General features: G+C 68.3%; 12 protein-coding genes and 4 pseudogenes. 7 read left to right on the top strand and 9 right to left on the bottom strand.

The features are described 5' to 3' along the window. Positions 1 to 349 precede the first annotated feature (349 nt). Together ACWGH1_RS09820 and ACWGH1_RS09815 are read left to right on the top strand one after the other, a co-directional pair. Positions 350 to 4,771, top strand: coding sequence for a LamG-like jellyroll fold domain-containing protein (locus ACWGH1_RS09820; RefSeq protein WP_453408587.1), 4,422 nt, complete (start codon positions 350 to 352; stop codon positions 4,769 to 4,771). 161 nt (positions 4,772 to 4,932) lie between these two features. Beyond that, a pseudogene (locus ACWGH1_RS09815) lies at positions 4,933 to 5,086 on the top strand (LacI family DNA-binding transcriptional regulator); the annotation flags it as partial. Positions 5,087 to 5,371: 285 nt separating this feature from the next. Here ACWGH1_RS09815 and ACWGH1_RS09810 read toward each other — a convergent pair. The 5 genes and pseudogenes from ACWGH1_RS09810 to ACWGH1_RS09790 all read right to left on the bottom strand — a co-directional run bounded on the left by ACWGH1_RS09810 (position 5,372) and on the right by ACWGH1_RS09790 (position 9,590). After that, positions 5,372 to 5,800, bottom strand: a complete 429-nt coding sequence (locus ACWGH1_RS09810) for a hypothetical protein (protein ID WP_453354454.1) — start codon at positions 5,798 to 5,800, stop codon at positions 5,372 to 5,374. 497 nt (positions 5,801 to 6,297) lie between these two features. Beyond that, positions 6,298 to 6,759, bottom strand: coding sequence for a hypothetical protein (locus ACWGH1_RS09805; protein ID WP_453354453.1), 462 nt, complete (start codon positions 6,757 to 6,759; stop codon positions 6,298 to 6,300). 281 nt (positions 6,760 to 7,040) lie between these two features. Then, a pseudogene (locus ACWGH1_RS09800) lies at positions 7,041 to 7,596 on the bottom strand (IS5 family transposase); the annotation flags it as partial. A gap of 36 nt (positions 7,597 to 7,632) precedes the next feature. After that, positions 7,633 to 9,030 (bottom strand): GntT/GntP/DsdX family permease, encoded by a 1,398-nt coding sequence (locus ACWGH1_RS09795; protein WP_453354452.1) that lies wholly within the window; start codon positions 9,028 to 9,030, stop codon positions 7,633 to 7,635. 11 nt (positions 9,031 to 9,041) lie between these two features. Further along, positions 9,042 to 9,590 (bottom strand): gluconokinase, encoded by a 549-nt coding sequence (locus ACWGH1_RS09790; RefSeq protein ID WP_453354451.1) that lies wholly within the window; start codon positions 9,588 to 9,590, stop codon positions 9,042 to 9,044. Between the two features lie 133 nt (positions 9,591 to 9,723). Between ACWGH1_RS09790 and ACWGH1_RS09785 the strand changes: the two genes are divergently transcribed. Beyond that, the gene (locus ACWGH1_RS09785; RefSeq protein ID WP_453354450.1) at positions 9,724 to 10,452 is read left to right on the top strand and encodes a FadR/GntR family transcriptional regulator; all 729 of its coding nucleotides are present in this window, start codon (positions 9,724 to 9,726) and stop codon (positions 10,450 to 10,452) included. Positions 10,453 to 10,625: 173 nt separating this feature from the next. Here the strand turns inward: ACWGH1_RS09785 and ACWGH1_RS09780 are convergent, their stop codons facing one another. Next, positions 10,626 to 10,784 (bottom strand): hypothetical protein, encoded by a 159-nt coding sequence (locus ACWGH1_RS09780; protein ID WP_453354449.1) that lies wholly within the window; start codon positions 10,782 to 10,784, stop codon positions 10,626 to 10,628. A gap of 868 nt (positions 10,785 to 11,652) precedes the next feature. Here ACWGH1_RS09780 and ACWGH1_RS09775 point away from each other — a divergent pair. Together ACWGH1_RS09775 and ACWGH1_RS09770 are read left to right on the top strand one after the other, a co-directional pair. Beyond that, positions 11,653 to 11,919 (top strand): hypothetical protein, encoded by a 267-nt coding sequence (locus tag ACWGH1_RS09775; protein WP_453354448.1) that lies wholly within the window; start codon positions 11,653 to 11,655, stop codon positions 11,917 to 11,919. A gap of 360 nt (positions 11,920 to 12,279) precedes the next feature. Then, entirely contained in the window at positions 12,280 to 12,621 is a 342-nt protein-coding gene (locus ACWGH1_RS09770; RefSeq protein WP_453354447.1) for a hypothetical protein, read from the top strand. 502 nt (positions 12,622 to 13,123) lie between these two features. Here the strand turns inward: ACWGH1_RS09770 and ACWGH1_RS09765 are convergent. Further along, positions 13,124 to 14,033, bottom strand: a pseudogene (locus ACWGH1_RS09765) (IS5 family transposase). A gap of 758 nt (positions 14,034 to 14,791) precedes the next feature. On the opposite strand from ACWGH1_RS09765, the gene ACWGH1_RS09760 reads away from it, so the two are divergent. Continuing rightward, a complete protein-coding gene (locus tag ACWGH1_RS09760) occupies positions 14,792 to 15,535 on the top strand; it encodes a 2OG-Fe(II) oxygenase (protein ID WP_453355354.1) in 744 nt (247 codons plus the stop codon). A 200-nt stretch (positions 15,536 to 15,735) separates the two neighbouring features. Then, positions 15,736 to 15,945 (top strand): annotated as a pseudogene (locus ACWGH1_RS09755) (IS5/IS1182 family transposase); the annotation flags it as partial. A gap of 309 nt (positions 15,946 to 16,254) precedes the next feature. Here the strand turns inward: ACWGH1_RS09755 and ACWGH1_RS09750 are convergent. Further along, entirely contained in the window at positions 16,255 to 16,452 is a 198-nt protein-coding gene (locus ACWGH1_RS09750) for a helix-turn-helix domain-containing protein (RefSeq protein ID WP_453355355.1), read from the bottom strand. Between the two features lie 191 nt (positions 16,453 to 16,643). Beyond that, on the bottom strand, positions 16,644 to 17,150 hold the full coding sequence (locus tag ACWGH1_RS09745; protein ID WP_453355352.1) for an RNA polymerase sigma factor: 507 nt from the start codon (positions 17,148 to 17,150) through the stop codon (positions 16,644 to 16,646). Positions 17,151 to 17,255 lie beyond the last annotated feature (105 nt).

The raw sequence follows: 17,255 nt of genomic DNA, 5'->3' as shown, positions 1-17,255 counted from the left end.
ACGTGCATCCCCCCACACAGGCGGCCGGATGAACGCGGCCGCCGAGTTGCGACCACACCAGTCGTGTGATCGTCCGGAGGCTATTGATACGAATGAGGCTTAATCAATACGGTGACTCGGCAGTGGGTTCGAACATAATCGGCCATCCATGAAGGCGCTTTGTGCACCTTTTACGTAGGACAAACTTCCAGCCAATCCGACAAATCGCCGAGCTCTCGACCCGTGAACCGTCTCAACGGGACGGCCATACATGGGGGAATCAAGGATTCCACTCGGCACACTCTTGCAAGGAACTTGACTGATGATTGACCGAAGAATCCGCGATGCGAGCAGATCGAAACGTCTGACGATGTCTCAGAAACTGCTCGTGGGAATTTCCGTTCTCGCCCTCGGTTCGCCCGCGGCACCGGCCCTGGCCACGAACGGAACCGCCGCGCCGGCCCCCGCCGGCAGCATGCTCGCGGCCCAGCAGGAGGCCGCGGCGAAGCGCGAGGCCGTTCCGGTGGACTCGCTCACCACCCAGACCTCCGACACCGTGGCGAACCCCGATGGATCCTTCACGTCCACCACCCACCTCAAGCCCGTCCGCATCCGCAAGGGTGGCTCCTGGACCCCCGTCGACGCGACCCTGCGCAAGAACGCCGACGGCACCTGGTCCCCCGCCGCCAGCCCGCACGGGGTGACCCTCTCGGGCGGTGGCACTGGCCCGGCCGTCCGGCTCGCTCACGAGGACGGCAACAGGCTCGCGTTGACCATGCCGTTTGCGCTGCCGGCCCCCCAGGTCTCCGGCGCCACCGCGCTGTACCGCTCGGTGCTGCCGGGTGTCGACCTGTCGGTGTCCGTGACCGACCAGGGCGGATTCAGCGACATCCTGATCGTCCACGACGCCGCCGCGGCCGCCGACCCACGGGTCAGAGAGCTTCGGCTCGCCACCGCCGCCGAGGGGCTCAAGGTCGCCCAGACCGAGTCGGGCGGCATGACCGCCACGACCGCGAACGGCGCCCTCGACTACGTCTCGCCGCTCCCCCTCATGTGGGACTCCTCCACCGAGGCCGCTGGAACGCCACAGGCGAAGTCCGTCCTGACGAAACCGGGCACCCAGGCCGCCGCGGAAGCGCCCACCGTCACCGCCGCGCAGCGGCCCGGGGCACCGGCCGCCTCCTCCGTCGGCGGACCGGGTGGCGGCGCATTCGTCGACACGGTCCCGATGACGGCCACGCCCGACGCGCTCACTCTGCGCCCGGACGCCTCCGCCCTCACCGGCCCGGACGTGGTCTACCCGCTGTACATAGACCCGTACACCAACCCCGTGTCGAGCAAGTCGGGCCACTACGACGAGGTGTACTCCAACAGCTCCTGCTCCGGCAGCCCGCAGTACGACAAGCCGCAGTCCGGCGGTGAGGGCGTGGGCTACCAGCGCTGGGGCGGCGTCTGCGGCAGCGGCCTGGAGCGCTCGTACTACGCCATCGACACCAGCGGGCTCTCCCCGCAGATGGTGGTGTCCAAGGCCCTGATCACGATTCCCACCACCTACGCGGCGAGCTGGGACTGCTCGCAGAACCAGCCGATCACCCTGCGCACCACGGGGGTGATCTACTCCAACACCGCCTGGAACAACCAGCCCTCCGTCGACAACGGATACGCGGCGGTGGGCGTGACGGTGCCCAGTGGCGCCAACTCCAAGAGCAGCTGCAGCAACAGCACCGCCACCTTCACGGTGACCGGTCAGGCGCAGAAGATCGCCCAGAACGGCATCGACACCTGGACGGTCGGCCTGTTCGGCGACGAGTCGATCTCCAGCAACAACGACAACTACCTGCGCGTATCGACCGTGATCACCCTGGTGACCACCTTCGACATCGCGCCGGAGGTGCCGTCCGACCTGCACACCACCCCATCCGCCGTCGGGGCCTCCGGCCCGTGCACCATCACCGGGCTCGGATGGGTCGGCGCCACGAGCTATTCGGCCGCGGGCAGCAACCTCCAGCTGCACTCGACCGTGAGGACCAATGTCTCGGGTGAACTCGCCAGCGCCGTCTACGAGTTCTGGGACAGGACCATTCTGACCAACGGCAACCCGACCACGATCGCCTCCCCGTCGAGCACGTACGTGGCCTCCGGCCAGGACGCTGCCGTCCCCGTCGGGATCGCGCTCAAGGACGGCCACGAGTACGGCTGGGACGCCTACGCGAAGGACAACGCGTCCGCCGCGCTGACCTCCCCGGTCTCCGAACACTGCTGGTTCCGTACGGACTTCAGCCCGCCCGAGACACCCGCCATCGCCGCGAACGCCTCCTTCCCGCACGTCGGCGCCGGCGCCGGCAATCCGGTCGTCTACGCGGGACCGGGCCGCACCACCTCCTTCGACGTCGGCGCGAGCGATGTCGCCCCGGCCACCACCTGCACTCCCGGCCCCTGCCTCTCCAGTGGCATGGACCACTTCGTGTGGCGCCTCGACAGCCAGCCCACGGCCCAGGTCGGCACCCCGGTCGCGATCGGCGCGACCGACGGCGCCGGCCGGGCGACCGCGAAGCTCACCGTGCCCGTGACAGCCTGGGGCGTGCACACCCTGTACGTCGCCGCCGTGGACAAGGCGGGCAACCTCTCGCAGGCCCCGGTCAGTTACACCTACGCCGTCCCGTGGAACCCCGACACCAAGATCACCCCGGGTGACATCACCGGCGACGGCATATCCGACCTGCTCGCCACCACGCGGACCGGCGACCTCAACCTGATCCCAGGCAACACCGACGCGGCGCAGCCCGTCAAGCCGGTGCAGACCGGCCCCCACACCGACCCCGCCCCGCCGGCCACCGGCCCGGTGACCGTCGCGACCGCCGCGCAGTCCCCCGACGGCACGGGCTGGGACAACTACCTCATCGCGCACCGCGGCAACCTGCACGGCAGCGACGTGGACGACCTGTTCGCCTTCAACAAGACGAGCCACCAGCTCTACATCGTCAAGAACGACCTCGACCCGAACGCCGACAACGCCTTCCCGCGCGTCGCGTACTCCACGTACGGCGGCTTCACCGGCAAGCGCTTCGACGTGGTCCCCAAGGACGCCTGCGAGCCGGTGACGCGCGTGGTGGACGACAGCCGCTGCCGCACCGCCGGGTACAACGCCTCCGCCTGGAACATCGAGCAGCTGATCACCCCGGGCAACCTGTACGGCAACACCACGAACTATCCCGCGGTGATCACCGTCGAGGGCAAGAAGCTGTGGATCTACCAGACCGACGGCGGCGGCCACTTCAAGCACCCGCTGCTGCTCGGTGACGGCGACTGGTCCGGCTACACGCTCCTCGGCCCGGGCACCGTCGGCGGCGCTCTTACCAAAGACGCCAACGGCAAGGGCGCCATCATCGGCGGCTCCGCCGTCGTCTGGGCCCGGGACGACATGACCGGCTCGGTGATGTCCTTCCCTATCACCGTGGACGCGAACCTGGTGCCCTCGCTGCTGCACGCCCCGGTGCGCACGGCGCTGACCTCCCAGGTGACCACGACCGACGGCCAGAAGCTCTGCCTCGACGTGGACCACGCCAGTAAGGCCAACGGCACCCGCGTCCAGGTCTGGTGGTGCAACCAAACCAACGCCCAGAGCTGGACGCTGATGGCCGACGGCACGCTCCGGGCCCTGGGCGGCTGCCTGGACGTCGACAACAACGGTTCGACCAACGGCACCATCGTGCAACTGTGGTCCTGCGGCCCCGGCGTCGCCGCCCAGCAATGGGTCCTCAGCCCCGGGGGCGGTCTGATGAACCCCAGCTCCGGCAAGTGCCTGGACGACCCCAACGCCAACCAGACCCCCGGCACCCAGCTGACCATCTACACCTGCAACCAGACCAACGCTCAGGTCTGGACCGCCGGCGCCCCGGCCGGCTGGGCCTCCAACCCACCCACCCCACTGGCCCCGGTCCTCACCGCGGCCGACTACCCCGCGGTCATGTCCCCGGGCGACCTCAACAGCCCGGCCGGCGGCCCCGACGGCAACCCCGAGCTCTACGCCGTCGACGCCGCCAGTCAGCTGATCGAGTTCCCCGGCACCGCCCCGCAGGCCGGGATCGCCGCCTTCGCCGCTCCCGCCTCCCTGGGCGCGGTCGGCAGCTCGGCCACGCACGCCTGGCGGTTGAACGAGGGCACGGGCATCTCGGTGGCCGACGGTCCGGGCGCACTCGACGCGACCCTGTCCGGTACGTACGCCTGGACCACGGACGCCGCCCGCGGGCGGGTCCTGAGCCTGTCCGGCACCACCGGCTACGCGGCCTCCACCGGCCCCGCAGTCGACACCTCGGCCAGCTACTCGGTCTCGGCCTGGGTGAAGCTGGGCTCCCTGACCGGCAACTCGACGTTCGTCTCGCAGACGGACGCCGCGGCCCAGTACAACGGCATGCAGCTGTACTACTCGGCGGGCAAGAAGGCGTGGGCCTTCGGCCTGCACCACGATCCCGCGGTCAGCACCACCACGTTCTCGGCGGTGTACGGGGAATCACCGGTTGTGGGCCGCTGGACCCACCTGGTCGGCGTCTTCAACGCGACCACCGACCAGCTCAGCCTCTACGTCGACGGCCAGCTCTCCGCGACCGGCCCGTACACGAGCCCGAACTGGAACGCGGCGGGCCCGGTACAGATCGGCCGCCGCATCGCCACCGGCGCGTACGGCGAGTACGCGAACGGCGCGGTGAGCGACGTCCGCATCTACCCGACGGCCCTGCCCGCCGCCAACGCGGCCGCCACGGCCGACCTCCCGACGATCACCCAGCTCGACTGATCCCCGGATCGTGAACGCGATGTCCCCCACCGGCATGCCGGTGGGGGACATCGCCATTGCGGCCCGAGCACCATCGCCGTGGGGCCCCCTCCGGAGCGCCAGTCCCGTCGGCGATGACGGAAGAGACAACATTGCTCAGCAGGAGAGGATCCTCCCCGCATATTTCCCCTTCCGGTTCCGGGCCGAGGCCGACGACGATCGCCGATGTCACACGGGTCGCCGGGGTGTCGCGCACCACGGTCTCGCACGCTCTCAATGGGCTCGGCAAGGTCGACTCCCGGACCCGAGAGCGCATAAAGCAGGTCGCCGCCGCCAGCACCAGGGAAGGCAAGGCGAGGCTCCGCCGGTTCGGCCACTTCCCTCGACGGGGCAACGGTCCCAGCCGGGCCGGTCCGCTGATGTCAGGCTTCATCCGCTCGCTCCTCGGCATTTGATCCCGAGGGCGAGCGTGACGCCTGCGACGCCGATCCATCACCACACCCGGCCCCAGCACTCCGATTTCCAGTAAATCGGAGTACTACTGAGGTTGTAGGCGTGGTGTCGGCAGTGTGAGTCCGGTCCCGGTGAGGCATCCGTCGATGATGTCGCTGCGGTACTGGATCAGGGGGTGTCTTGGGATCGGTCACCATGCGGGGAGAGACCCAGTACGATTTCGCCCGTCCGCGCGTCGAGGGCCACCGCGGCACCGGTACGGCCGCGCAGCGCGTCGAATGCGGCCCGCTGCACCACCGGATCGATGGTGGTCGCCACGTCCTTACCCGCGTCGAGGTCCTCCCGCCGAATGCTCTCAAGCTGGATGTCTCCGAACGCCAAGGAGCGGTAGCCGGTGACGGGCGCATACAACTCCCCGTCCGTATAGGTTCGCCGGAACGGGAACCTCGCGTTGCCGGAGGGGACCGAACCGGTCACAGGACGGCCGCCCACGAGGATGTCACCGGGCGCCCCCGCAGGCTTCGGCGCGGGCGGTTTCGCCTCCGCCGTCCCCGCCGCGCCGGACGGATTCGCCCTGTTCGCGTCGGGCTGGTTCAAGGAGCACCCCGACAGACCGGCTGACACCAGGGTGGGCAGCGTGACAAGGACAGCGATACGGGGCCGTGACGGTACAGACATGAGGCCATCCTAGGAACAAGATCACGCATGTCCGACTGGCGGCGTTCACCGCGCTTGCCTCCGTTGCCCCGCCACCCACCACCGTGGTGCCGCCCGTCCACCGCGAACCGGCGGTCAGCCCGACGCCAGTGGTGACGGGCATGCGGTTCCGTGCAGTTACTCCTCATCACTTTCAGTTTCGGCATACAGATGGCCGGCTGGCTTCGTAGGTGATGACGAAGAGCGTTTGATGCAGAGTTTCGGCAGCGGATGTTGATCTAGCCGAGTGAAGATGTCGCTGAGTTCCGGGTTCTGGCACAGATCTTGGGCTCTGTCGCAAATTTGGGGGTAGCGGCCTCTTGATCATGGTGAGAGCAGGATGCGGCGTCGTAGGAGGTCGAAGTTGGCGCGGCCGTGTCATCTGTCTCTTCAGCAGCTTAATCCTGGTGACGTTGCCCTCGACGGCTCCGGACGTGTAGGTCGTGGTGAGGGCGGTCTGGATGGCCGCGCGGTCGCGTCGCATGGTTGGCAAAAGTTCGGAGTTCGCGTTGTCCGTCGAGGCGAACGTCGGCCATCCAGAGGTCGAGGGCTAGGTGTTCACTGCGGCGGTCGCTGATCGTGAGTGCCAGGCGGCGTGGGTACTCGACGGTCGTCGTCAGCGCGGGGTTCCTCTCGCACAGCTCATCGAGACCCTTTCGCTCAACGTCGGTGAGGTGCTCGGGCCGGCGCATGATCCAGTCGGTGACCCTGCGGACGGTCAGGTGTGGCAATGGAGCGGTGACCGGGATCGCGCCGTTGCGGTAGGGCTTGAGGTACCGGCGGACGGTGTTGACGTCGCCGCGGTAGCCCAGCCGCTGGATTTCCCGGGTGAGCGCGGAAGCGTTGGTGCAGCCTTCCATCCAGCGATGGTGCAGGTAGAGACGGTAGTCGTCGATCAGGGCGGGTCGGTGGATAGCTGCGAGGAGGAGTTCATCGACTTCTGCGGCGCGCGCGAAGCGGTTGACCGTGCCGCGGCTGAGCTGGAGGTCGCGTGCGATGGCGCGAAGGCTGTCACCCCGTTCGATGCGCTCGTGGATCTGTTGGTGGCGTTCGCGGGTGCGGGCGACCAGAGGCCGAGGCCGTCCGTGGATGTCCAGCTCTTCGCGGTCGCGGCCCTCAGAGGCCGGGCCGTGTTCGGCTGGATGAGCGGGATCAGCTCGGTGACGTCATTGCGGTTTCCCCCGGTCAGCGTCACCGCCAGAGGGAAACCGTGTGCCTCGACAATCACGTGGTGCTTGCTGCCGATCTTGCCACGGTCCACCGGGGAGCGTCCGGTGGCCGGCCCGCCCTTCATCGCGCGCACATGCTAAGAGTCGACGGCGGCCCGGGACAAGTCCAACATCCCGGCCGCCCGCAGTTCGGCGAGCAGCAGCTCATTGCAGACGCTGCCAGACCCCGGCCTCGTTCCGCTCCCGCAGCCGCCGCCGGCAGGTCATCCCCGAGCCGTAGCCGAGCTCTTGCGGCAGATGCCGCCAAGGGATGCCGGTGTGCAGCACAAACAGGATCCCGCGCAGCACCCGGCGCTCATTGATCCGCCGACGCCCCGGATACCGGAAGCGCCGCTCGACCACCGGCAGCAGCGGCTCGATCCGCTCCCACAGACCGTCCTCGACCAGCCACGGCTTGCTCCCACCACGCGTCTCGGCCGGGCCCACCCCCTGTCTGGCGGGTAACAACGCCAACTGGCATCCCGTCATTCCCCATTGGCGAGCACCTCATTCTGATCCCAGTCCTTACAGGACCAGTGACAGCAGCAGGACGAAGCCCAGGCCGGCCACCGAGATGATGGTCTCCATCACCGACCAGGTCTTGATGGTCTGTCCGACCGTCATCCCGAAATACTCCTTGACCAGCCAGAACCCGGCGTCGTTGACGTGGCTGAAGAACAGTGATCCCGACCCGACCGCCAGCACCAGCAGGGCCGTCTGGGTGGTCGACATGCCCGCAGCCAGCGGAGCCACCAGCCCGGCCGCCGAGATCGTGGCGACCGTCGCCGAGCCCGTCGCGAGCCGGATGGCCACGGCGATCAGCCAGGCCAGCAGCAGGGCCGGGATCGACCAGCCCTTCGACAGGTCCAGGATCATCCGGCCGACGCCCGCGTCGATCAGGGTCTGCTTGAAACCCCCGCCGGCGCCCACGATCAGCAGGATGCCCGCGATCGGGGCCAGCGACTTCTCCACCGTCGTCGAGAGCCGCGCCTTGGTGAATCCGGCCGCCCGCCCTAGGGTGAACATGCCCACCAGCACCGCCGCGAGCAGGGCGATCAGCGGCGATCCCGCGACGTCCGTCACCCGCTGCAGCCCGTTCTTCGGATCATCGACAACGATGTCGACCAGCGCCTTGACCAGCATCAGCGCCACCGGCAGCAGCACCGTGAACACCGTCGCCCCGAACCGCGGGCGGTGCTCCAGCTCCGCCGAGGGGCGCTGCGGGGTCATGCGCTCAGGCGCCGGGATGTCCACCCAGCGGGCCGCGTACCGGGAGAACAGCGGCCCGGCGATGATCACGGTCGGGATCGCCACCACCACGCCGAGCGCGAGCGTCACGCCGAGGTTCGCGTGCAGCGCGTCGATGGCGACGAGCGGGCCGGGGTGCGGGGGGATCAGCCCGTGCATCACGGACAGGCCGGCCAGGGCCGGGATGCCGATACGCATGAGCGAGTAGTTGCCCCGCTTGGCCACCAGCAGCACCACCGGGATCAGCAGGACGATGCCGACCTCGAAGAAGAGCGGCAGCCCGATCACCGAGGCGATCAGCACCATGGCCCATGGCATGGCCCGCCCCTTGGCCTTGGCGAGGATGGTGTCGACGATCTCGTCGGCGCCACCGGAGTCGGCGAGCAGCCTGCCGAGGATCGCACCGAGCGCGATGAGTACGCCGACCCCGGCGACCGTGGCGCCGAGCCCGGCCGTGAAGCTGGCGATGGTCTTGTCCAGCGGGGCGCCCGCGAACACCCCCAGGGCGAGCGAGCCGACCGTCAGCGCCAGGAAGGCGTGCAGCTTGAGGCAGGTGATGAGCAGGACGATGACGGCGATGCCCGCGAGGACGGCCACGCCCAGCTGGGCGTTCCCGGCCGAGGTAATCGGGGCGGGCGCGGCCGCTGCCAGTATCTCGACGCTGAGACCTGTCACGGTGGGGTTCCTTATCTTTCTCGGGAGGGAGCGGCCGGCCGGTCGGCACCGGGCAGCGCGGACAGCGCGGACAGGGCCCGTTCGGTGATCTCCTCGGGTGATCCGGACACGTCGACGACGACGCCGAGTTCGTCCCGCTGGAGCGGTTCCAGCGTGGCGAACTGCGAGTCCAGCAGCGCGGGCGGCATGAAGTGGCCCGTACGCGCAGCCATGCGCCGCTCGATCAGCGGGCGCTCGCCGGTCAGGTGCACGAACACGACGTCGGGCGCGGCGGCGCGCAGTCGGTCGCGGTAGGCGCGCTTGAGGGCGGAAGAGGCCACCACCGCGCTCTGCCCCGGCGGCCGGGCGCCGATCCACGCGCCGATGGCGTCGAGCCAGGGCCGCCGGTCGGCGTCGTCCAGCGGGATGCCGACGGACATCTTGGCGACATTGGCCGCCGGGTGGAACGCGTCGCCCTCCACGTACGGGAGGCCGAGCGCGTCCGCGAGCAGCCTGCCCACTGTCGTCTTGCCCGTGCCGGCCACGCCCATCACCACCATCACGCGCTGGGTGCCGCTCATGTCGTGCCTCGCTGTCCTCGTCGACATCGGTTCGTGCGCCCTCACTGAAACCTATTAAGTAGTACTTATTCAAGAGTGTGGCGGCAAACATCACATCTTTTGTTCGCCAAGGGGCCACCCGTACGCTTACGCCATGACCACCGAAGGCCAGGGACTCCACTCCCACGTGCTGGACACCCTCGGCCTCGCGATCACCGCCGGCGAGCACCCTCCAGGCAGCGTCCTGCGCACCGACGAGATCGCGGAGCGCTTCGACGCCTCACGCACCGTGGTCCGTGAGGTCGTCCGCGTCCTGGAGTCCATGCAGCTGGTCGAGTCCCGCCGCCGCGTCGGCGTCACCGTACGCCCCGCCGAGGAGTGGAACGTCTATGACCCGCGCGTCATCCGCTGGCGCCTCGCCGGCGCCGACCGGCCCCGCCAGCTGCGCTCCCTGACCGTGCTGCGCTCCGCGATCGAGCCGGTCGCGGCCGGCCTCGCCGCCGCCCGCGCCACCCCCGGCCAGTGCGCCGCGCTCACCGAGGCCGCCCTCGGCATGGTCAGCACCTCGCGCGGCCACCAGCTGGAGGCGTACCTGCGCCACGACATCGACTTCCACCGGATCGTGCTCAACGCCTCCGGCAACGAGATGTTCGCCCGGCTGGGCGACGTCGTCGCCGAGGTCCTGACCGGCCGTACGCAGCACGCCGTGATGTTCCCGGACCCCGACCCGGCCGCCGTCACCCTCCACGTCCAGGTCGCCGAGGCCGTACGGGAGGGCGACGCGGTCCGCGCCGAGTCCCTGACACGGCAGATCGCGGTGGGCGCCCTGGAGGAACTCGATGTCCTCGCCCCGGCGCCCATCTCCCCCACGACCAGCCCCTGAAGCGCGTTCGGCCCCGGCGTTTTCACGGCCGGTTGCCCACCGGTGCCGTCTCGAAGCCCGTGAGGTTTGCGGCGGCCCGGTGTCCTCGGCGCCGTACCCCGCCCGGCACTACCGCCGTGATCGACTCGCGCTGCCGCCCCACGTGAATGCGCCCGTGCCCAAGCCCAACGCCTTCAGGGGCGTCGTTCCTCGTAGCGGATGTGGTGTCGGGCGGCGATGGGGTTGATCTTCTCGGGGTCCAGCTCCCCACCGGTGAGGACGGTCGTGAACTCGCCAACCTCGCCGGCGACCACCTCGCCGATGTCGCCGACGCCACCGAGCAAGGCATCCACCGCATCAACCACAACCCACAACTGCCATGGTCCTTCCTCGCCCACACCGGCCTGACCATCCACCCACCACACCCACCGAACTTACGAAAAGATCAGTAAGTCCTGTCGCGACTCCGGCGGCCCGGCCCGCACCGGACTATCCCGAAGCTGGCGCCCTTGCCGGACCTCCCCACGGGAAGGATGCCGTTCGCTGCCTCAGGGGAAGTCAGTAGGCGGCCCCGGCTCCGGCTCGTACTCGTGCGGGCCGTCGCCCTGCCAGACGATCAGCGGGCTGTCGCCGAGGACCAACTCGTCCGGGTCGGGGACCTCCATCGCAGGAACTCGATCACGTCAGCGTCGCTGCACGCCGCCCCCAGGACGGTGTCGGTACCGCGCACGTGGAATGTGACCCGCCGGCCGCCCGACGGGGAGATCCGGTGCACAACGATCGGTGCGCGCTCCATTCCACCGGCCTGCACGCGGCCAGTCAGTCCAGCACGCCGAGAGTCGCCTCCCGGGCACAGTACGGGCAGGGCTCCAGGCGCTACATGCCGAGCGCACGCAACGCAGCGTCCCGGCTCGGCGGCTGCTCCGGAACCCCTTCCCGCCCATGCCGCACCCGCCCAACATGCACACGCACCGGCCGTCGGCCGACGTCAGTCCCCAGCTCCCACTCCGGCCGCAGCGCCGACGGCAGGCGCGCGGCCACCTCGGCGCGGCGAGCCCTCTCAGCGGCGATCTGCTCCGGAGGCGGGCGAGGCTCATGACGAGCCACGTCTCCAGGGGGGCGGAGACGGGGCAGGACGACTTATCAAGCCAGTTGCGGCGGCCGCTACCCGAGCGAGCCGAAGCCCGTCCCGGGTACCCGCAAGGAGCGATGATGGGCAGCATGGACGAGCAGCGCTTCACCCCCGACAACAGCGGCGTCACGCCTGCGTTCCGCCACAATCTGCGCTTCGAGGACCACAGTGAGGTCCGCGACTGGCAGGTCAACCCCGCCCAAGGGAGGCGCGACCGGGTCCTCACGGGTGAGACCACGGCGACCTGCACCTGTGGCTTGGACACGGGCGCGGTCCCGAGCGACGAGGCGCGCCTGGTCTACGAGGAGCACCGCAACCTGATCCGCGATGAGATTGCTACCGAATCCGACGGCTGAAATCCAGTCACGCCCGAGGGTGTTGTTTCAGCCAAGCCAGGCGTAGCGTGAGCCTCCTCGCAAGCACCCTGGGGCTATGCGCACACTCCCACCCTGTGCGCCCGGAGCACCCGGTCGGGGAACGCTTGCCATGCGGCGTCGTACCTTCCGAGGGCGTGGCGTCGCGGCAGAAGGGCCCTGCCTCCCGCCCCCGCGAGGCAGGGCCCTTCGCCCAGTTGCAAAACGGGCCGCTGTGCCCCCCGATGAGCCGCAGATCCGGCATGCCCGGACACTGAGGCCCCGCCGATGCGCGGGACTTTCGCGTATCACGAGTGAGTCACGATCCGAGCGCCCAGCGCCCGACATAGACAGCATGGCGCGATGCGCACCCACCGCACCGCCCTGGTGCTCATCACGACCGCACTCCTGACGTTGACGGCATGTGGCAGCAGCGCCCCAGCTGACGGGGTCGAAGCCAGCATCATGTGCGAGAAGTTCGTCAAGCAGCGTCTCAAGTCGCCAGGTTCCGCCGAGTTCAGCGGTGCCGCCGAGACCACCGTCACCACCATCAGTGGTACGGCCCCGTGGAAGTACAAGGTGGCTGGTCACGTCGACAGCCAGAACTCCTTCGGTGCCAAAGTCGGCAACACCTACGACTGCACCGCGTCCACGCCCGATGGTGAGACCTGGACCCTCGACGAGCTCGACATGAGCAAGAACTGACCCGGAAACGAAGCCCCGCCCCGCGCGGGACTTTCGCACGTCACAGACCAGTCACAGCCACCTCACAGCACCAACCGGCCCGCGAGCATGGCCCGATGCGCACACACCACGCCATCACCCTGCTCACCGCAGCCGCAGCTCTCACCGTCACCGCGTGCCAAGGCGACCCTCACCAGCACCGCCCCGGCCCCAGCAGCAACCACACCGGCTACGTCGGCCCCGGTCGCACCACCCGCGAAAGGCAAGACGGCCACCCTGCCCAATCTCGTCGGTAAGGGCCTCCAGACCGCACAAGACGAGGCACAGGCCGCCGGCTTCTACGCGCTCAAATCGCACGACAGCCTCGGCCGTGACCGCATGCAGGTCCTCGACCGCGACTGGAAGGTGTGCAGTCAGACTCCGGCCGGCGGCGCCTCTGCCGAAACCAGCACCACCATCGACCTCGGCGCCGTCAAGCTGCAGGAACCCTGCCCAGCCAGCGACGTCACAACGCCGAAGCCTGCTAGGCAGTGTCTGACAAATGATCACGGATTGGTTCGCGGAGCCAGAGGGCCAGCGAGGCCAGGATGACTCCGGCGCGGTAGCGGTCGGCGAGCTTGTCGAACCTGGTCGCGATCGCGCGGAACTGCTTGAGGCGTGCGAAGCATCGTTCGACCACGTTGCGGTCGCGGTAGATCTCCTTGTCGAAGGCGGGCGGCCGGCCGCCGAGGCGCCCTGCGCGCCGGCGGTTGGCCGCTTGGTCGCGGCGCTCGGGGATCGTGACGGCGATACCCCGACGCCGCAGCAAGTGCCGGATCGCCCGGCTGGAGTAGGCCTTGTCGCCCAGCACCCGCACCGGTGTCGTGCGCGGGCGGCCCGTGGCGATGCGAGGGATGCGGATCCCGTCGAGGACCTGGGCGAACGCGGTGGCGTCGTTGACATTGCCGGGCGTGAGCACGATGGACAGGGGCAGGACCCGGCCGTCGACGGCGAGGTGGACCTTGGCGGTCAGCCTCCTCGGGACCGGCCGAGGGCCTGGCGCGTCTGCGAGCGGCCCGGATCTTCCAGTTCGTCCCCGTCAGCGGCCCCCTTTTACGTGCGCCGGCGGCGTGCTGGTGGGCACGGTTGACCCTGGAGTCGACGGCGACGGTCCACTCCACCTGGCCCATCGCGTCGTCGCGGACCTGCACATGCTCCAACAGCCGTGCCCACGTGCCATCCGCCTCCCAGCGGGCGAACCGCTCGTAGACCGTCTGCCACGGCCCATACCGCTCGGGCAGGTCACGCCACGGAGCCCCGGTCCGCAACCGCCACAGCACACCGTTGACCACCTGCCGGTGATCACGCCACGGCCGACCACGCCCATCCACCTGCGGCAACAAGGGCTCTATCCGCTCCCACACCGCGTCCGTCAACCCACCTCGACCTGCCACAAGATCAATTGTCAGAGAACCAGGTCAGGACACCGCACTCGACTAACTTCATTGGCAACGGACAACGAAACGGAGCGGCCTGACCCCGCGTCAGAGCGGTGTTCCCACACCGCACGTGCGGTCACCCGGTACGGAGCGGCCCAGCGCTGCTTGGGACTACCGCGCATCGGCAGTCCCCAGAGCCGGTCCCCGCCCCGCCTCCCGCCCCCTTCCGCCGCGTTGGGGACGTCCTGCTTGCTTTGTGGGTTCACCCCAGTCTAATCTCGTCATCATGACGATAATCGCTCACCGGCCCCCGCTCCCTGCGGGCATTGACTCCAGGGGCCTCGATCCGCCACCGCGCGCACGGCCGTGACGTCGAGCACGAACCCGGAGCCATGCCGGCGCGCGCACCAGCCGCCCGGCGGCCGCCTGCCGCCGGACCACCGGCAGAGATCGACACAAGGCGGTCCCCATTTCAACGCTGCGGCACCCCAGCGCCTGATCCCTGATGCGCGATCCCTGCTCTCCGATCCACCGCTCGTGCACTTCAAACCCTCGAAGACTCCGGCGCTCGTGGCGCCGCGTGCCGACGCGAAGAAGCGCGTCGATCGAAGTGTGAACTCGGATGGCGCAACCCCTCTCCTCCCGGAGAAATCCACCCGCCAGGAGCGTTTCGTGCGCCACGCCAGTCCCCCTCCGCCCTCCGCCACGCTGCACCCTGTTCTCCTCCACGGCCACGGTGGCATCGACAATGACCTCAGGACGGAAAAGTGAGCATGTTCGGAATGCCGGTAAATCCCTTCGACCTCTCCGAAGAAACGCTGGGCAGAATATCCGCCGATGACTCATGGGCCCCGACCGAGTCGGAGATCCCACACGTCGATGCCAGGGTGATTCGGCATTTCCTCACTCCGGCTGAAGTGGAGGTATTCGCGGCCGAACTCTCTGCCCAACGCTTTGTGCCGGTGGGTCTAGATGGCATTGCCGCCAACTACGCAGAGGGAGATCCGGTCGGCTCTCTCCGCGCCACGGCTGATTCCGAAGTCTTGGCGGCAGAGCTCTACCGCAGGCTGCGGACGTTTCTGTCGTTTGAAGTAGGACCGGACGATCCGACGGATTCAGACGGAAGGCCCTGGAAGCCGGCGTCCGTCAATCCGCGTATGCGCTTCATCACGTACGAACACGGCGGATTTCTTGTCCCGCACTACGATTCGCCCTATTTCGCCCCCGACGGAACGCGAACTCACCTGACGGTCGTCGTCTACCTGTCATATGAGGCAGTGGGCGGAGAAACGCGGTTCATCGCCGACAAGCAGAACGACCTTCCCTTTGCGCAACGCGACTTCTCGGACTGGCCCCGGCTCGCAGAGCCTGAGGAAATATTGAGCGCCCACCGCCCCGAACCGGGCGATGCGCTCCTCTTCTGGCATCGGACGCTTCACGACTCGGCCCCGCTTCTTGAGGGTACGAAAACAATTCTCAGAACCGACGTGCTCTACGAGCCCATAGATGTGCCTTGAGCAACAGCAAGGCAACATGCACGTCGTCGAATCCGATGCCCGCCCTGGGCGCCCACCCGGTGTCACCAGCCCGGGCGGGTACCACGTGGGCCCTCCTGTGCGACGGTTTGGTGCTCCCCCTGAAGGGATCTTGCGTGCAGGGACAGTAATCCGCATCCCACCTGGGGCGGAACATCTTTTCGATAACAGGGCGTGCCGAGCTCAGGGCGGGTGGTGAGGGGGGCTTCGATAAGGAGGTCAACCGCGACCGCAACGCGGTCGAACGATGCTTCGCACGCCTCAAGCAGTTCCGCGCGATCGCAACCAGGTTCGACAAGCTAACCGACCGCTACCGCGCCGGAGTCATCCTGGCCTCGCTGACCCTCTGGCTCCGCGAACCAATCCGTGATCATTTGTCAGACACTGCCTAGGCCCATGCGAACGGTTCTCGCTCGACCCGGCGTCGAGTGCGGCCGCAATAGCCCTAACGCTCTGCGTTGGCCCCAGTGCTCCGGATTGCAACGGCTCCGTCGCTCACCAGTGTCAACGGTCGCGGATGGGCCCGCGCCGCGAAATCGGACGGACTACGAGTCCAAGTCGGCCGGGTTTGGTGGAGACAAGTGCACCGTTAAAGCCACCAATTCCGTCAAGACCGACGCACGTGAGCACGTACAGCTCCGGGCCAGCTCGGCGCGACGGATCCCTCCGCCAGGCCACCCACCAGCGGACGGTGCGTAGGGCTATCGCATGTCGTGGTCGGCCCGGCCCTCGGCTTCTGCAAATTCCTCGCGAAGGAAGTCGTGCACCGCGCTCTCAGGCACACGGAACGACCGGCCGACCCGGATGGCGGGAAGGTGCCCGTTGTGGACCAGTTTGAGGACCGTCATCTGCGACACCCGCATGACACTGGCGACCTCTTCAACCGTGAGGAAGGTGATGGCGGGAAGACGGCCTTCGCCAGCAGAAGACTGGGGGGGCGTGCCAGGCCCGGTGCTCTGCAGCAGAGTCGACTGTGCCTCCTGCGCGAGCCGCTCCTGAACGACGCATAGCCGCTCGGCTGTGTCCACCCCATCGGCCCACAACTCGCTCACGGCACGAGCGGCGTTCTGCAGCCTGTCTTCGATGCTCATCAGGCACCTCCTTCTACATCTGCAAGGAGCGTCTTGAGGGTGGCACGGGCGTGGTGCAGATGTGCCTTTACCGATCCGGTCGATATACCCATGATTTCTGCGATCTCCGCGAGAGGGTGGTCGAACTGAAGCTGGAGGGCAATCGCGCTTGCCTGCTGTCCGGGAAGCTTGCGGACCGCGTCCAGGATCGTGAGCCGATCTTCGCGCTCCGCCAGGCCATCGCGATGGTTCACCCTTCCCGGAAGCTCATGCGGGTCGGTACTGATCCCGTGCCGCTGACGGATGATCCGGGCTTTGATCAGGCGCTGCTGAGCCACCTTGAACAACCACGCCTTGGGGTTCTCCAGGGAAGAGACCCGGTCCCAGTACCGGTGGGCGGTGATCATCGTTTCCTGCGCCGCATCATCGAGCACACCCGAATCGCCCTCTAGCCAGATCAGATACCGCCTGACGTGCGGATCCCACTGTGTGAAGAACCGCGCGAACTCCACCGAGGTCGGTGCCACCCACTCCCCCTTGCGCTCGTGCCGGCTGCTCAGTGCCGGAAGTGGTTGTCCGAGCTGGACCCGCCGATCACGGTTCGGCGCCCCTGAGTCGTATCTTCCACCCGC

It is taken from the genome of Streptomyces sp. NPDC054883, from assembly GCF_053610645.1.
The sequence above is the reverse complement of the archived record's forward strand: the minus strand, read 5'-3'. Positions and strand labels throughout refer to the sequence as shown.